At 41.9% G+C, this 14538-nt stretch carries 18 protein-coding genes and 2 pseudogenes; 9 read left to right on the plus strand and 11 right to left on the minus strand.

Annotated elements, in window-relative coordinates; genetic code table 11:
* Positions 1-401: 401 nt before the first annotated feature.
* Positions 402-506 (plus strand): annotated as a pseudogene (locus DW059_RS17845) (DUF6061 family protein); the annotation flags it as partial.
* Here DW059_RS17845 and DW059_RS17850 read toward each other — a convergent pair.
* From DW059_RS17850 to DW059_RS13230, 3 genes are all read right to left on the minus strand, one after another.
* Entirely contained in the window at positions 467-703 is a 237-nt protein-coding gene (locus DW059_RS17850) for a relaxase/mobilization nuclease domain-containing protein (protein ID WP_416386143.1), read from the minus strand. The pseudogene DW059_RS17845 and the gene DW059_RS17850 sit on opposite strands and share 40 nt — an antisense overlap.
* Positions 664-993 (minus strand): plasmid mobilization protein, encoded by a 330-nt coding sequence (locus DW059_RS13225; protein ID WP_002584958.1) that lies wholly within the window; start codon positions 991-993, stop codon positions 664-666. The genes DW059_RS17850 and DW059_RS13225 overlap by 40 nt, the downstream gene beginning before the upstream one ends.
* Positions 994-1193: 200 nt before the next feature.
* Positions 1194-1550, minus strand: a complete 357-nt coding sequence (locus DW059_RS13230; RefSeq protein ID WP_002584957.1) for a helix-turn-helix transcriptional regulator — start codon at positions 1548-1550, stop codon at positions 1194-1196.
* Between the two features lie 398 nt (positions 1551-1948).
* Here DW059_RS13230 and DW059_RS13235 point away from each other — a divergent pair, with 398 nt between their 5' ends.
* From DW059_RS13235 to DW059_RS13265, 6 genes are all read left to right on the plus strand, one after another.
* On the plus strand, positions 1949-2134 hold the full coding sequence (locus DW059_RS13235; protein ID WP_003431289.1) for a cysteine-rich KTR domain-containing protein: 186 nt from the start codon (positions 1949-1951) through the stop codon (positions 2132-2134).
* A gap of 16 nt (positions 2135-2150) precedes the next feature.
* Positions 2151-3134, plus strand: coding sequence for a 23S rRNA (adenine(2503)-C(2))-methyltransferase RlmN (rlmN, locus tag DW059_RS13240; RefSeq protein ID WP_002584956.1), 984 nt, complete (start codon positions 2151-2153; stop codon positions 3132-3134).
* 472 nt (positions 3135-3606) lie between these two features.
* A complete protein-coding gene (locus DW059_RS13245; RefSeq protein WP_002604474.1) occupies positions 3607-4044 on the plus strand; it encodes a sigma-70 family RNA polymerase sigma factor in 438 nt (145 codons plus the stop codon).
* Positions 4028-4270, plus strand: a complete 243-nt coding sequence (locus DW059_RS13250) for a helix-turn-helix domain-containing protein (protein WP_002604473.1) — start codon at positions 4028-4030, stop codon at positions 4268-4270. Before DW059_RS13245 ends, DW059_RS13250 begins: the two co-directional genes overlap by 17 nt.
* A gap of 458 nt (positions 4271-4728) precedes the next feature.
* Positions 4729-4902 carry a transposon-encoded TnpW family protein gene (locus tag DW059_RS13260; protein WP_002604472.1) on the plus strand — a complete coding sequence of 58 codons (174 nt, stop codon included), beginning with the start codon at positions 4729-4731 and terminating at the stop codon, positions 4900-4902.
* A gap of 77 nt (positions 4903-4979) precedes the next feature.
* On the plus strand, positions 4980-6653 hold the full coding sequence (locus DW059_RS13265) for a recombinase family protein (protein WP_002604471.1): 1674 nt from the start codon (positions 4980-4982) through the stop codon (positions 6651-6653).
* 10 nt (positions 6654-6663) lie between these two features.
* On the opposite strand, the pseudogene DW059_RS13270 reads toward DW059_RS13265, so the two are convergent.
* The 8 genes and pseudogenes from DW059_RS13270 to DW059_RS13305 form a co-directional block, all read right to left on the minus strand.
* Positions 6664-6942, minus strand: a pseudogene (locus DW059_RS13270) (response regulator); the annotation flags it as partial.
* 148 nt (positions 6943-7090) lie between these two features.
* On the minus strand, positions 7091-7954 hold the full coding sequence (locus DW059_RS13275) for a nucleotidyl transferase AbiEii/AbiGii toxin family protein (protein WP_003505363.1): 864 nt from the start codon (positions 7952-7954) through the stop codon (positions 7091-7093).
* The gene (locus DW059_RS13280) at positions 7955-8548 is read right to left on the minus strand and encodes a type IV toxin-antitoxin system AbiEi family antitoxin domain-containing protein (protein WP_003505367.1); all 594 of its coding nucleotides are present in this window, start codon (positions 8546-8548) and stop codon (positions 7955-7957) included. It lies immediately after the preceding gene.
* An 88-nt stretch (positions 8549-8636) separates the two neighbouring features.
* On the minus strand, positions 8637-9347 hold the full coding sequence (locus DW059_RS13285; RefSeq protein WP_003505369.1) for a DUF6040 family protein: 711 nt from the start codon (positions 9345-9347) through the stop codon (positions 8637-8639).
* The gene (locus tag DW059_RS13290; protein ID WP_117607065.1) at positions 9325-11046 is read right to left on the minus strand and encodes a MobA/MobL family protein; all 1722 of its coding nucleotides are present in this window, start codon (positions 11044-11046) and stop codon (positions 9325-9327) included. The genes DW059_RS13285 and DW059_RS13290 overlap by 23 nt, the downstream gene beginning before the upstream one ends.
* Positions 11022-11327 carry a hypothetical protein gene (locus tag DW059_RS13295; protein WP_005345966.1) on the minus strand — a complete coding sequence of 102 codons (306 nt, stop codon included), beginning with the start codon at positions 11325-11327 and terminating at the stop codon, positions 11022-11024. The genes DW059_RS13290 and DW059_RS13295 overlap by 25 nt, the downstream gene beginning before the upstream one ends.
* Positions 11327-11641 carry a hypothetical protein gene (locus DW059_RS13300; protein ID WP_014080633.1) on the minus strand — a complete coding sequence of 105 codons (315 nt, stop codon included), beginning with the start codon at positions 11639-11641 and terminating at the stop codon, positions 11327-11329. Before DW059_RS13300 ends, DW059_RS13295 begins: the two co-directional genes overlap by 1 nt.
* A gap of 144 nt (positions 11642-11785) precedes the next feature.
* Entirely contained in the window at positions 11786-12016 is a 231-nt protein-coding gene (locus DW059_RS13305; RefSeq protein WP_003505382.1) for a helix-turn-helix domain-containing protein, read from the minus strand.
* 174 nt (positions 12017-12190) lie between these two features.
* Here DW059_RS13305 and DW059_RS13310 point away from each other — a divergent pair, with 174 nt between their 5' ends.
* Both DW059_RS13310 and DW059_RS13315 read left to right on the plus strand, forming a co-directional pair.
* On the plus strand, positions 12191-12820 hold the full coding sequence (locus tag DW059_RS13310) for a helix-turn-helix domain-containing protein (RefSeq protein ID WP_012744229.1): 630 nt from the start codon (positions 12191-12193) through the stop codon (positions 12818-12820).
* Positions 12821-12980: 160 nt separating this feature from the next.
* Positions 12981-14276, plus strand: a complete 1296-nt coding sequence (locus DW059_RS13315) for a tyrosine-type recombinase/integrase (protein ID WP_015530038.1) — start codon at positions 12981-12983, stop codon at positions 14274-14276.
* The last annotated feature ends 262 nt before the right edge of the window (positions 14277-14538 follow it).

A 14538-nucleotide genomic window follows, 5' to 3' on the forward strand; every position in this document is an offset into this window, starting at 1 on the left:
AAAATCAAGTAGTCCAAATTCCATAAAATGAAATTTTAGGGCAAATTACAGACATTGGCTTGGCTGTAGTATTTTTAAACAACGTGTGTTAGACTACTGTTATACAAATTTGAATTGAGATTTCATATATTCCAAGGGATTTAATAACTGTTATATTTTATTATCAAATATCTCTCAATCCCTTGAAAACACAAAGTTTATCGCAGGTGAGCTTTCCCTTATTGTTTCCCTTGCGTTATATCGTCCCACCAGTGTTTACGAACTCTGATAAGGGCAAAAACAAGGGCAAGAAAATTATATAAAACAGTATAACACAAAATAAAAGTGACATTGTGAACTGATTGAAATGCTTCTGATTTTTGCAACAAATGATTGATTTAACGATAAGGAGATTTAATACGATGAGAACAATATTTGCAGAATACAATCCCAAGCGCAACAGTATTGATGTTTACACCTCTGTTGGCTATATGCTCCGCATTGACTGTTCTCCCACCGCAAAGGATTGTATCAAGTGCCGCCCTAAATGTGTGCCGCGATCTCCGGCAGCTTCCCGCGTCCATGCAAACTCAATATCGGCGGTTTCCAGCCCGCAGCCGAAAGAGGACGCAAGCAGCTTCCCGTCTGTCTTTTCGGGATTTAAGATATAGTCTATCGCAGCCTTTAAGGTTGATTTAATAGGGTGCGTCTTTGTAACCGCCATATCTCGTCCACCGCCTTTTTAATGTCCTCTATATCCTGCCTGTAAACCGTCCCCGTCGCATTGGCGCGTTTTGCAATTTGGTTGATGTTCCGGCTCACCGCTTGCAGTTCCCGGATATATGCTTTTGTGTCGCTTCGGTCAACGACAAGAATATACCCGTCTATCGCCATTTTACGGAAGTATGCCCCATACTGCTTTATGGGAAGCTGCTTCATCTTCTCGTCGATCAGCCGCTTTTCTTCTTCCGTAACGTAAAACTTCATCTGTATATTTCTCTTTCGGTTTTCCATTTCCGCACCGCCTTTCGGTATAAGGGTTTGGGATTATCCAACAAGCATTTTCCGCAAACGGGTACTCGTTTGCTGTGCTTGCTATCTACTCCATACCCCCACCGAAAGGCGGTATTTGTTGCGCGTTCCTTTGATTTTGGACGCAAAAAAAGATTGCAGCCGCCATGCGCTGCAATCTCCCGATTTCTCATATTGTGAGGTTAATCCTCTGCTTTTTCGACTTCCGTTATCTCCCTTGCTGTTGCGGTTACAATCCGTATGCCTTTATCGCTCATACCGTCCAGCAGCGCGTCAAGCTGCCGCCGCCCGGTGGATTTCTCCGCATTGCTGTTCGGGAAGAAAAATTGATCTACCGAAATATGATACCGGGTTACAAGGTCATAGAATACCTGTAAACTCGGCTGTTGTCCCTTGTTCTCGATATTCGCAAGGTAGCGCGGGGAAATATATAACTCGTCGCTTACCTTTTTGCGGCTCTCGCCGTATTCATTTCTCGCGGCTTTTATAGCTGCCCCGAAAGCCTTAAAGTCGTACAATGGTACGGGTCTTTTTGCCATTTTCATTCACCCTGTTACATTTTACAGTTCACCTTTCTTTTTGGATATGTCCACACAATTCATATCATTAGGTTAAATACTTCCTGTTGTGTATTGACAGTAGACTGATTTTCTGATAAAATAAAATTTATGTAAAAGGAGGTGGCGTTTATGTTGCATAGCATGCGTATTAGATAAGCATTGAAAAAAAGGATTTTCCCATTTTCAACATGGGCTTTTTTGTCATGCTTATTTTGCGGATGCTATACAAAAAACTAACGACGTATAGATATAGTATAGACATAGTGCAAGCTATGCCTTAGTTTTGTTGTACTGCTCTGTGCATTATAAATGCAGGTCAATGCTCATGTTGAGGATTGACCTGCATTTTTTTGTGTAAAAAGGACGAGTGAAATATAATGCTTAAAAAATATTGGATAAAATGTCCGATTTGTAACGGAAAGACGAGAGTTCAAGTATTTCATAATACTGTATTAAAAGATTTTCCTCTTTTCTGCCCTAAATGCAAATTGACGCATATCATTGATGTAGAAAAATTAGAGATTGTAATCAAAAATACAGAAAAACAAACTTTTATTATTTAGAAGAAAGGATATAAAAATGAAACGTTTACCTAAATATACGCCTGCGGAAGTACGGAATGATCCATACGGATTTACTTACAAAGAAATGTCGGAAGTTATTGGCGAGAATGAAGCAAAAGCCTTATATGAAGAATTATATAAGCAATTACCACGCAAAAAAAATCTATCAATGTTGGTAAAAAATATTTGCAAAAGCAGTGATACTGAAAAGTATGTTTACGAACTGAAAGACAACAAATACATTGAAACGGTTTTTATCAAGCGGCGAGATGGTGGAACTGTTTGCGTGAGCACACAAGTCGGTTGTCCTGTTGGTTGTATTTTTTGTGAGTCCGGGCGAAATGGCTTTGTTCGTAATCTAACATCGTCAGAAATCGTACAACAGATTATATTGTTGCGTCGAAAAGTAAACCGTATCGTTTTTATGGGTATGGGAGAGCCTTTATTCAATTATGACAACTTGATAAAAGCAATCCATATTCTCCGAGATAGATATGGGCTCAACTTTCCAACCGACGGCATTACCATATCAACAGTTGGTCCGGTCGATCAATTAAAAAAATTGCGCGAGGAACATCTTAAAATTCAGTTGACAATATCTTTACACGCAGCAACACAATCTGCAAGAAATCGTATTATTCCTCACATGCGCATATATGCTATTGAAGATGTTGTTAAGCAAGCCTTATCCTATTCTGAAAGGCATAATCGCAAAATTGTCTTTGCGTATTTGCTTTTACCGGGTATAAATGACCGGCCCTCAGATGTAAGACAACTTGCAAAATGGTTTCGGGGCAAAAAAGTTATGATTAACGTGTTACAATACAACCCAACAAGCAATTCAAGAATTAAAGCACCACAGAAACGGGAAATAGTTGCATTCAAACATCAATTAGAGCAAGCAGGACTTGAAGTTACTATGAGAGTTTCTCATGGCAGAGAGATTAACGCGGCTTGTGGACAGTTAGCTAACACATATAATAAATTCAAAAAAAAATGATTAAAAGTGCCAGACGCATAGACGCAGAGCCGATAACGCATTAGGTCAAAAAACCTATGTGTTATCGGCTTTTTATTTAATATTGCGCAAAAGCCGCTGTTCCCTATTATAGAATGGATTGCGGGTAGTGTATTAAAGTCGCCCTTTTTTAAGGATACGGCGGTATCGGGGAGGTATCGCCGTGTCCATTTTTATTTACTGTAACCCGCCTAATGCTTTGCGGTCAAAAAAAGCTATGCTCCGCAAGCGGGATATTCCGGCTATGAATGTGAACTGTCAATACATTTAGCTACTGCTTACATTTCCTTTGCGCCCGTCCGCGTCTTGCGGACGGGCGCATTTTGCTTTTTTCAACTTTTTTCTGAAAAGCGCACTCAAGAGCCATCTCCCGAACGGGTACGGAGCGAAAGGGGCAGAGAGGACAAGCCCTTAACTCCCGTCCTCTACTCCACGCGGGAAGGAGGTGAACTCTATGGAGCTATCTTCTTCCGACAAGGAAAGAATACAACATCAGTACGACGCATTAGCAAAGAAAACTTTGGTCGGCGAAGCGAAAAGCCACCGCCGCACTCTTGCGAAACGCGCAGCACGCGAAGTTACTTTTTCGGATTTGAGCGAAAGCGAACTCGCGCAGCTTTTCACAACGGACGAATACGAAAGCGATTATTTCCGTTTTCAAGTGTCCGGCTTTGATGTACTCGTCAAAAATGAACTGCTTGCCGAAGCCCTTAACGCTTTGCCCGAAAGGAAACGCGACATTATCCTTTTGTCCTACTTCTTGGATATGAGCGACGCGGAAATTGGCGAACTGCTGAATGTTGTACGCACGACGGTTTTCCGGCACAGGAAATCCGCGCTTGCGAAAATCAAACAGTATTTGGAGGGAAAAGCAGATGATGAATACCGTTAGGAAGTCTGAAAATCTGTTGCCGTTCCCTGTCATTTCCGCAGCGGCAAACGGCGACACAACCGCCATGTGCGCGATCTTGAAGCACTACGAGGGTTACATAGCGAAACTTTGTACCCGCACGCTGAAAGACGACGCGGGCAATACCTATTCCTATGTGGACGAGGAAATGCGTAACAGGCTGCAAGTGCGCCTTATTACCCGCACCCTTGCTTTTCATGTAGGATAATCTTTTAGCCCATGCGGGGAGCGTGTCCCCTTTCCACGCTTCCCGTTATGGGCTATTTGTCGTTCCGCAAAAGCATATCCGCTGTTGATGTGCTTTTGCAGGCCGACAAAGCCTATTGTTCTTTGACAAAGAAAGCGGCCTTTGGTGCGCAGCATAACAGGCAAACGGGTACATTCCGTCTGTACCGAGCCAGTCGGCGGGTACGCCATGACAGCTTTTCCCCATAGGGGAAAAGCCGAGCGAGAACTACCGCGCCGTAAAACAGGTTTAGCAGCTTGTGGGCGACGACATACAAGGCGGCACAATGATACTCCCGCGTTGAACACCCTCAAAGTATTGCGCGGCGCACCCATAAGCATGGGCCGGGGTGAAACTCCCGTGAGGTTGCAGCTAACAACCGCCCGTTTTTGCCTTTTGACGAATATAGTTTATCCATACAGGAAAAGGAGGTTTTTCTAATGGATAAAAAACAGACAATTACAACCGAACGCAAAATAGGGAAAATCACCTATCTTGTTCAAGCGTTGCCGAGTGAAAAGGCAACCGATACAATCCATAAAAAGATTGAGAAACTCATTGTAAAGGATTTGCAGAAAAAGCCCGGAAATCCGGGATTTTTAGCGTCCGAGTAGTGCATTAGGCGGCGGGATATGGTATAATGATAGCAACACATTATACCTGTTTATTCGGCTGTCGGAAAGGAGGACTAATGTTACAGTCGAATAAAATCACCGCCCTTTACTGCCGTTTAAGTCAAGAGGATATGCAAGCCGGAGAAAGCGGAAGCATACAGCACCAAAAAATGATACTTCAACGCTATGCGGACGAACACCATTTTTTGAACACAAAGTTTTTTGTGGACGACGGATTTTCCGGCGTGAGTTTTGAGCGCGAGGGGCTGCAAGCGATGTTGCAGGAAGTGGAAGCCGGACGAGTGGCGACGGTCATTACCAAAGACCTTTCCCGTCTTGGCAGAAACTATCTGAAAACGGGCGAACTCATAGAGATTGTATTTCCCGAAAACGGAGTACGCTATATCGCGATCAACGACGGAGTTGACACAGCGCGGGAGGATAACGAGTTTACCCCCTTGCGGAACTGGTTTAACGAGTTTTACGCCCGCGACACAAGCAAGAAAATCCGCGCAGTTAAACAGGCACAGGCGCAAAAAGGCGAGCGCGTCAACGGGGAATATCCATACGGCTATATCCCAGACCCGAACAACCGCCACCACCTTATACCCGACCCGGAAACCGCGCCGATTGTCAAACAGGTTTTCGCTATGTTTGTTAGCGGCGTGCGTATGTGCGAAATCCAAAAATGGCTTGCGGAAAACAAAGTCTTGACGATTGGAGCGTTGCGCTATCAGCGTACAGGACAGGCGCGGTATCAGCGGGCAATGATCGCCCCCTATACTTGGCCGGACAAAACGCTCTATGACATATTAGCAAGGCAGGAATATTTAGGGCATACCATAACCGCGAAAACTCACAAGGTATCCTACAAGTCGAAAAAGACCCGGAAGAACGAAGAAGAACAACGCTATTTCTTCCCAAACACCCATGAGCCGCTTGTTGACGAGGAAACCTTTGAACTTGCGCAAAAGCGGATTGCTACCCGCCACCGCCCGACAAAAGCAGCGGAGATTGATATTTTTTCCGGCTTGCTGTTTTGCGCTGGTTGCAGACATAAGATGTATTACCAACAGGGCGTAAATATCGAGCCGCGCAAGTTTTCCTATTCTTGCGGCGCATGGCGCAACAGGGCAAGGACAGGCAGCGAGTGTACCTCTCATTATATCCGCAAAAACGTACTTCTTGATTTAGTGCTGGAAGATATGCGGCGGGTTTTGCGGTATGTTAAGGAACACGAACAGGACTTTATCTGTAAAGCTACCGAGTACGGCGACATGGAAGCGAGAAAGGCATTAGCGCAGCAGCAAAAGGAACTTTTCAAAGCACAGGCGCGTATGACCGAACTTGACACGCTTTTCCGCAAGCTGTATGAGGACAACGCATTAGGCAGACTGACAGATGAACGGTTTGTGTTTCTAACTTCCGGCTATGAGGACGAAAAGAAATCCCTTGCCGCAAGGATAGACGAGTTACAACAGCAGATCGCAACCGTTACCGAGCGAAAAAGGGATATATCAAGGTTTATTCAGATTGTCGGGAAATACAGCGACATACAGGAATTGACCTATGAAAACGTCCATGAGTTTATCGACCGTATTTTGATACATGAATTAGACCGGGAAACCAACACCCGGAAAATCGAAATCCATTATAGCTTTGTCGGACAGGTTGATACCGAGCAGGAGCCGACGCAAGTTGTCAACCATGACCGCCGCAACATGGTAGATGTAAAAAGTATCGCTATCTAACCCCAGCAAATGTCAGCCCCGTTATTTTATCCGTTTCCTCAATTTTAGCCGTTAGCATTATGATTGGATAAGTGTATTTCTTTCGGATAAGCTGGCAAAGTGAAAAGCCGTTCATATCCGGGAGCATAATATCCAGAATGGCAAGATCAATGTCGCCGCTTTCAATACACGACATGGCATCCGTTGCGCAGTAAAATTTATAAACGACGTAATTTTCGTTTTTCAAGTAGACCTCCAACAGATCCGCTATATCTTGCTCGTCATCTATAATCAATATCTTTTCAGACATATTTTCAACTCCTTTGCTCATATTTCCAATTAAGTATAGCAAATACAACATCTAAATTCACAATGGATTGCCTGAGAAATTATTAAGATTTTCCTAACTTTCGAATTTAGGCAACTCAAAATGCTAACGTAATTTACATATCAGTTTTTTATGTGTCATACATATTCTCCAATATACTTCCATATAATGCACAGATTGACTTCACAATTGCATGCCATGAAATATCAGCAGCATAAGAATAATTTTTTTGATATGTTTTCCATAAGGTCTCCATAACCGGACTTGATTCAATTTCATCAAATATTTCTCTTATATCCTCAGCTTCTATCAGGTCTAATGTTCCCCTTTTTTTGGCTGTAGCCACAAGTGCAGTCCATAAAACTTGTTTTTGGAGTTGTTCTCCATACAACTTTTGTAAAATATAAATATCATAAAAATCTCTCATTCGTGTATTTGTAACGTTTCGACTAACAACAGTTTCCAATTTTTCAGCCAATACCGTTTCCAGATTATATGCCCATACCTCAATAGTGCGGTCTTCAAGCATAAGATTAAATTTGTACTTGATTTCTCTTGGTGTAATTACATCCCCTGTAGAAATATCAATCTTTAATGGTGTGATTACACCATCAAATTTCGTTTCCATGCTTACACGAACACCAGGATAATCTGCTTCTTCCATGATTTCCGATATCCGTTTGACCCGAAATGAAACACCATCGTCCAGTGGAATTGATATAATTTGGGATATAATCATTTCTACATCCTCCACACTAACATTAGTGCCTTTTATGGTAGCATCCAGATCCATAGTAGCTCTGGCATCCAGACCAACCATTGCCGCCACAAGCATTCCACCTTTTAATATAAACTGGTTTTTATACTCTGATAAAGAAATTCGTTCTAAAAAACGTTCCATCATATAATTCCGCATCAAAATCTGTGCATCTGCGGATTTTTTCTTTGACATATTACGAATTAAATCCTTTAATTGTCTTGCCGTTGTTATCATCTAAAGTAACACCTCCAAATATGGTCTAAGTATGTTTTCAACATGAAACATAGCTGCGTATTTCATAAGCATCCGTAAGTTTTTATCCTTACGTTTTGCATATTGTTTCAATGCGTCTTGAAAGACCTGCATTTCAACATTTTTTCTGCTACGAAGCAGATCACAAATTGTTCTCTCCATGTCATAAACGGGAACGGAATGTCCGAATGATGTCTGCATAGCTATGATTCCTATTTCATGTAAATCCTTTTTTACTGTGTACACTTGAAAACCGTCTTCCTGCAAACGACTTGGATTATATCCAGTTCTTACTGTTATGGTGTATTTCAAAGGCTCTCTGTCCGTTAAATCATGAAAAAACAATGCAGTTTCATGAGAAAATACAGCTTGACCACAACGTAAATGCAAAAGGTACATTGCATCTGTCCACGTATCCGGCGATACATACACACCATGAGCAGCTTGTTCTAATCCTCGTTCCTTCACATATGCATAAAACACAGACTTACTAATTCCATTATTTAGAACTTGAAATGTCTGAATTGTCCCTCCACATTCACGCAACAACAAATCTAATTTTTCAAACTGAGTCATATGCTTTCTCCTTTCGTGCTAATATGATAATATATATTAGCACGAAAGTAAAGACATATAGTACCAATAAAATATCGGTATTTTTGTTTTAATGATATCCCCTTGTTTCTCGCCATCCCTTTACATACCACCTGATTCCAACATATACCAGTTGCACGAATAATAAGAGAAATAGCAGATTGATTGGCAATGTTGTCTTTATCCACTTCCCAAAGTAGATAGCTGTTGCCATGCTTATAAGTATTACCATTATGGTAATCATATCCCAACAGCACTTCTTATATAACTCTGCAATCTTTATCTCTATAAATGCTACAAGTATTCCAGCACCCACCAAACATCCACCGCAGATCAGTATTCTTATCAGCCAATATACAATTCCGGCAACGACAGGATTGGATATTCCATTACTAATCTGTGCCATGTTCTTTCCTGTCAGTATAATCCACCCTGCAATGGTCTGTATAAAAGTGGCGATTGTATCAAAGAATACCACGCAATCAGAAATAAATATTTTTGACCGTATCATCTGAAAAAGAGTAGTTGATACGGAATACCATATCAGCAGAAACATCAATGCTTCATACATGGCTGTTTTTGTTTTATATCTGCCTGCCAGTTTTTCTCTCTGCGTATCATACTTTTCCTTGGCTTTCAGATAAGCTGTCAGGTTACAGTTCCCACACTTTTGATAGAGTACTGGCTTTTCAACCGGTATCTCTACTTTTTTCTGATGAGAGAGTGCATAGTCCCGTTCCTGTTCTGCCTGCCTTAGCTTATCTTGACATTCCTCTGTCATGATTTCGGCAGCGTGCGTTTTCTCTTTCTCTCTCTGCAACAATTCTTTTGTTTTCCTCAAGTCGTTCTTTAAGGCTTGAATGTTCCCTGCTCTGTTCTCGCTGTTTAACCTCTCGTTCAAGGTCAGCGATTCGTCGAGCTGCATTTTCAGTTCCCGGATAGTCCTGTCTTTCTGGTCGAGTTCTTCCTGCATCTGCTCTGTCAGCAGAAGCAACTCTTCCAGTTGATCGTCGCTCTTTGAGTTTCTTAATTCGTTCATCAATCGACCTTCCTTTCTCTAATTGCTGTTCAAGTTCAGTAATTCGCTGTTCTGTTTCTGCAATAGCCGGTTCTCGCTGTTTAATTTCTGTGCCAATTCCTGCCATTGCTGATTTTCGTCTGTAAGCTTCTGTATCTGGTCTGTCTTTTCTTCCAGAAGTATCAACAGTTCTTCTGTATCCGGCAAGATTTGAAGCAGTTCTGATAATTCGCTCTCTAATTGCTGCAATCGTTCTTCCTGCTCCTGAAAGCACATCAGCTTCTCGTCCTTTTCCTGTATTTCCTGAAGCATCTCTGCCATGATATTCTGCTGTTCCTCTATCTGTGTAATCATTGCTTCCATCATGGGAATTACTTCTTTGCTTTCTTCTAATGTCATTCAACCACTCCCTCCACATCGACAATGCACCGGATACCTTACCAAAGGTTTCAATTACCTTTTGCAATAGTGCATTTTGTTTTTTAATCATCTGGTTTTCCTCTACCTTCCATGAACCATTCCATATCTGTCCGGTGAGATATTTTTCCTCAATCTTTCTTGCATCCGCACCCTCATGAATCGTAGGGATTTTTAATTTGCCCTGTCTTTCATAAGAGCGGTGGTCAATCTGATTGTCTATGGATAAATGCCGGTTACACATCCCAGCCCATTCGCTTCGCCATAACTCACAATTCTTTGGATTATTCCAGCCGGTAGCATCGGTCAGAACCCGTTTCCATTGTTTTCGGTTTCTTGCCCCGACTTTCTGTACTCCGTTTTCATCAAGTACCGGAATGCGGATTCCATGCCGGTCAGGATTTTTCTTATCCTGCCACCAGTCCGGGTGGGATTCATCAACCACGATATTTCCGTCAGTATCTCTGGCAAAATCCCAGTCCTTGACTTCTTTGCTGCCCCATGAATGATCCAGATTGAATGGTCGCATGGTTACAAGTAAATGCACATGTGGGTTTCCATCGCCCTTATCGTGTATGCTCCAGTCGACACACATTCCCTTATCCACGAAAGTCTTTTGAATATATTCGGTTGTATAATCAATCTGTTCCTGTCTGCTCCATTCTTTCGGCAGGGAAAATTCAAATGAGCGTCCAAGCTGTGCATCTGCATTTTTTTCTATCTTCAATACCTCATTCCATAGACGCTGTTTCTGAAATGTGATTTTAAACTTTTCCAGTGCGGCATCTTTATCATCCGCTCTTTTATAACGGATAGACTGTTGAAACCTTTTTATATTTTCTTCCGGTACATGCAGCCATTCAGGAGGTGCATTTTCGCACATCATCAGACTGGTGTAGACGACTTCCTTTTTGGAAGTATAGTAACTGATTCTGCCTGTTTCCTCATTCTTCATCACATCTCCATTAAGATATGCCGATGCGGATATGACAGATTTTCCTTTACTGCGCCCGACAATCTTTACTGTAAAGTGAAATATCGCCATGATACGATTCCCCCTTTCTGCCGTATCCGGCATTGATTTCCGACAGCATCTTCTTCTGGTTTGGCAGAAGTGAAGCTGTCGGAACGCCCTCTGCGCAAGAGTGCCCCCTGCGGCATGAGCAGGTCTGGCTGAAAGCCCCGCCGACGGAACGAGCCCGGCAAGCGTAAGCGCAGACCGGTTGCCACTTGTGGCAAACTTATAAGGACGACCTCTGGTTGTCCATAAGTGCGCCCTTCATTCAAAGGCAATGAAGGGAATGGAAAAACCACTCCCTCCGCCATTACACTTCCTCCATATCTGTAAGTGGCTCTTTCTGCATCGCCTTTGAGAAAAACTTTCCGTTTGTTTCCTGCCTTTTTAAGAAGCCTATCAACTTTGGTAAATCTTCCTCCTCAATCGGACAGCCAAGAACCGATTCCACTGCGCCACCAATCTGACAGAGCCTATGGGTTCGTTTTTTACTTTCCTCTGCTTTCTTTCGCTTTTCCAGTTCCTTCCGCTGTGCAATGAGCTTTTTTGTAGCTTCAATGCTTTCCTGTTCCTTTTTCTCTAATGCACGTATTCTTTCTTCATAAGTCTTTGTTGATTTCGCCATATCGTCTTCATCCTTTCTTTTTCCGATAAACAACAGTTCCCGGTTGCATATCAGGAGAAGCACATGGTATAATCCTCTTGCGTGTAGGTATATCATGGCTTCGGTCTGATAGAACCTTTGGCGGTTTCTTAGGAAGCCGCCTTTTTAAGTTGCCACATTTCTTGTGACAGCTTTTACATTTCCTTTATCCCTCAGATCACGCCCCTCGTTGGCTTCCATGAACTTTTCCAGAATGTCAGTTTTAATAAGGACTTTTCTTCCGACCTTTAATACCGGAAGCTTCTTCCATTCAACCAGCTTTCTCAAAGTGTTTCTGCCAATTCCTGTATAGTCGGCTGCTTCCTCGATGGATAATGCAATCTTTCTTTCCGTCATCTTGTCACCTCCTTATAAATTGCATTATGCAATTTTTGTTGTGCTGTTAGTATAGCGGTTTTATATTGTGTTGTCAAGCGTTATGAAATTTTAAAAATAATTATTATATTGCATATTGCAATTATGTGAGGTACATGCTATAATTCATACATACCGAAAAAGGAGGCAATCAGCATGAAAGATAAAGAACTACGCAAGCTGATAGGTAGCAGGGCAAAACAGCGTCGTCTGGAATTAAATCTGACACAGCCTTATGTTGCAGAGAAGATGGGAGTTACCGCTTCCACAATCCTGCGTTATGAGAATGGTTCGATTGACAATACCAAAAAGATGGTGCTGGAAGGTCTTTCGGAAGCACTTCATGTATCTATTGAATGGCTCAAGGGGGAAACCGATGAATACGAAACCGATATTACGGATAAGAAAGAATTACAGATTCGTGATGCAATGGGCGATATTCTCAAACAGTTACCTCTCGACCTTAGTAAAAAGGAAGATGCTTTTTCCAAAGATTTACTGCTGTTGATGTTAAAGCAATATAACCTGTTTCTTGAATCATTCCAGTTTGCCTGCAAGAATTACAAGGGCAACACGAATGAAGCGGATATTGCAAAGGCAATGGGATTTGAATCGAATGATGAATATAACGAGATTATGTTTCTCCGGGAGATCACCCATACCGTTAATGCCTTTAATGATATGGCAGATATTGTAAGGCTCTATTCCAAGAAACCGGAAATGGCAGAACAAAGGCTTGAAAATCTTTTATCAGAAGTTTTGTATGAGGATTCCGATTCGGTATAGAACGACAACCGGAGTTATGATACAATGAGCACGAGCAAGTCAGGCTGTTTACAGATTTGACGAGCGGCGAATTGGCTTATGGACTTGTCCATAAGATGCCTACACGCAAGAAGCATTTCATCAGTTCCGATTGTCTGATATCGAAAGGAGACACACGATTATGGCAAAAGGATCTGTAAGAAAAAAAGGAAAGAAATGGTACTACCGCTTCTATGTAGAAGATGCAAGCGGCAATCTGGTTCAGAAAGAATACGCTGGAACAGAAAGCAAAAGTGAAACGGAAAAACTGCTCCGTCAGGCAATGGACGATTACGAAAGCAAGAAATTCATTGCAAAGTCGGAAAATATTACAGTTGGAGAATTACTTGATATATGGGCAGAGGAAGAATTAAAGACCGGTACTCTCAGTAATGGGACAGTCCAGAATTACCTTGGTGCTATTACCAACATCAAGAAGCATCCAATTTCAGAGAGAAAGTTGAAAAATGTAACATCTGAGCATTTACAAGCCTTCTTCGATCTGCTTTCCTTTGGTGGCACTTATCCAGATGGTTCAGAAAGAAAAGGTTACAGCAAAGATTACATTCGTTCTTTCTCGGCAGTATTACAGCAGTCATTCCGGTTTGCAGTATCACCAAAGCAATATATCACTTTCAATCCGATGCAGTATATTAAGCTGAAATACCAGACGGATGAGGTTGACCTGTTTTCTGATGATGACATGGATGGCGATATACAGCCAATTCCACGAGAGGATTATGAAAGACTGATTGAATTTCTACAGGATTACAATCCACCGGCAATACTTCCAATCCAGATAGCTTATTATGCAGGACTTCGTATCGGTGAAGCCTGTGGTCTGGCATGGCAGGATGTAAATCTTGAAGAACAGTGCCTTACGATCAGACGCAGTATCCGATATGATGGTTCAAGGCACAAGAATATCATCGGACCAACCAAACGAAAAAAGGTAAGGATTGTTGATTTTGGAGATACACTGGCAGAGATTCTTCGCAATGCCCGAAAGGAACAACTTAAAAACCGAATGCAGTACGGAGAACTTTACCACAAAAACTACTACAGAGAAGTAAAAGACAAAAACAGAGTTTACTATGAGTTCTATCATCTGGACGGAACAGAGAATGTTCCAGAAGATTATAAGGAAATATCCTTTGTCTGCTTAAGACCGGATGGAAGTTTGGAACTGCCAAGCACGTTAGGAATTGTTTGCAGGAAGATTGCTCAGAAACTGGATGGATTTGAAGGATTTCATTTTCACCAGTTGCGACACACCTACACAAGCAACCTTCTGGCAAATGGAGCAGCTCCGAAAGATGTACAGGAACTGTTAGGACACTCAGATGTCAGTACCACAATGAATGTCTACGCCCATTCCACAAGAAAAGCCAAGCGGGAATCCGCAAAGTTACTTGATAAAGTGGCAGGCAACGACTAAATAAAACTTTCCCTTATTTCCCTTACGATTATCTCATAAGGGCAAAAATAAGGGAAAATACATATCATTTCACTAATGAATGGGCTGAAAATCCTGTAAAATAGGGAAAGTTAGAAAGATATTTCGGCAAATTTGAAGTTATGGAGGAATGATAGTGAGTTATATTACAATGGAAATATGGACTGGAATATGGATATTAGTGAGATTATTTCCAATGGCACTTATTATTTTGCAGGTGTTATGATTATCGAAGTGGGTATTG

Source organism: Roseburia sp. AF42-8 (assembly GCF_003435965.1).
GTDB lineage: Bacteria > Bacillota > Clostridia > Lachnospirales > Lachnospiraceae > Roseburia_C > Roseburia_C amylophila.

Excerpts from the sequence above, each read along its gene's own strand:
- DW059_RS17850 (WP_416386143.1), bottom strand. The coding sequence starts at position 703 with ATGGCGGTTACAAAGACGCACCCTATTAAATCAACCTTAAAGGCTGCG.
- DW059_RS13225 (WP_002584958.1), bottom strand. The coding sequence starts at position 993 with ATGGAAAACCGAAAGAGAAATATACAGATGAAGTTTTACGTTACGGAA.
- DW059_RS13230 (WP_002584957.1), bottom strand. The coding sequence starts at position 1,550 with ATGGCAAAAAGACCCGTACCATTGTACGACTTTAAGGCTTTCGGGGCA.
- DW059_RS13235 (WP_003431289.1), top strand. The coding sequence starts at position 1,949 with ATGCTTAAAAAATATTGGATAAAATGTCCGATTTGTAACGGAAAGACG.
- rlmN (WP_002584956.1), top strand. The coding sequence starts at position 2,151 with ATGAAACGTTTACCTAAATATACGCCTGCGGAAGTACGGAATGATCCA.
- DW059_RS13245 (WP_002604474.1), top strand. The coding sequence starts at position 3,607 with ATGGAGCTATCTTCTTCCGACAAGGAAAGAATACAACATCAGTACGAC.
- DW059_RS13250 (WP_002604473.1), top strand. The coding sequence starts at position 4,028 with ATGATGAATACCGTTAGGAAGTCTGAAAATCTGTTGCCGTTCCCTGTC.
- DW059_RS13260 (WP_002604472.1), top strand. The coding sequence starts at position 4,729 with ATGGATAAAAAACAGACAATTACAACCGAACGCAAAATAGGGAAAATC.
- DW059_RS13265 (WP_002604471.1), top strand. The coding sequence starts at position 4,980 with ATGTTACAGTCGAATAAAATCACCGCCCTTTACTGCCGTTTAAGTCAA.
- DW059_RS13275 (WP_003505363.1), bottom strand. The coding sequence starts at position 7,954 with ATGATAACAACGGCAAGACAATTAAAGGATTTAATTCGTAATATGTCA.
- DW059_RS13280 (WP_003505367.1), bottom strand. The coding sequence starts at position 8,548 with ATGACTCAGTTTGAAAAATTAGATTTGTTGTTGCGTGAATGTGGAGGG.
- DW059_RS13285 (WP_003505369.1), bottom strand. The coding sequence starts at position 9,347 with ATGACAGAGGAATGTCAAGATAAGCTAAGGCAGGCAGAACAGGAACGG.
- DW059_RS13290 (WP_117607065.1), bottom strand. The coding sequence starts at position 11,046 with ATGGCGATATTTCACTTTACAGTAAAGATTGTCGGGCGCAGTAAAGGA.
- DW059_RS13295 (WP_005345966.1), bottom strand. The coding sequence starts at position 11,327 with ATGGCGGAGGGAGTGGTTTTTCCATTCCCTTCATTGCCTTTGAATGAA.
- DW059_RS13300 (WP_014080633.1), bottom strand. The coding sequence starts at position 11,641 with ATGGCGAAATCAACAAAGACTTATGAAGAAAGAATACGTGCATTAGAG.
- DW059_RS13305 (WP_003505382.1), bottom strand. The coding sequence starts at position 12,016 with ATGACGGAAAGAAAGATTGCATTATCCATCGAGGAAGCAGCCGACTAT.
- DW059_RS13310 (WP_012744229.1), top strand. The coding sequence starts at position 12,191 with ATGAAAGATAAAGAACTACGCAAGCTGATAGGTAGCAGGGCAAAACAG.
- DW059_RS13315 (WP_015530038.1), top strand. The coding sequence starts at position 12,981 with ATGGCAAAAGGATCTGTAAGAAAAAAAGGAAAGAAATGGTACTACCGC.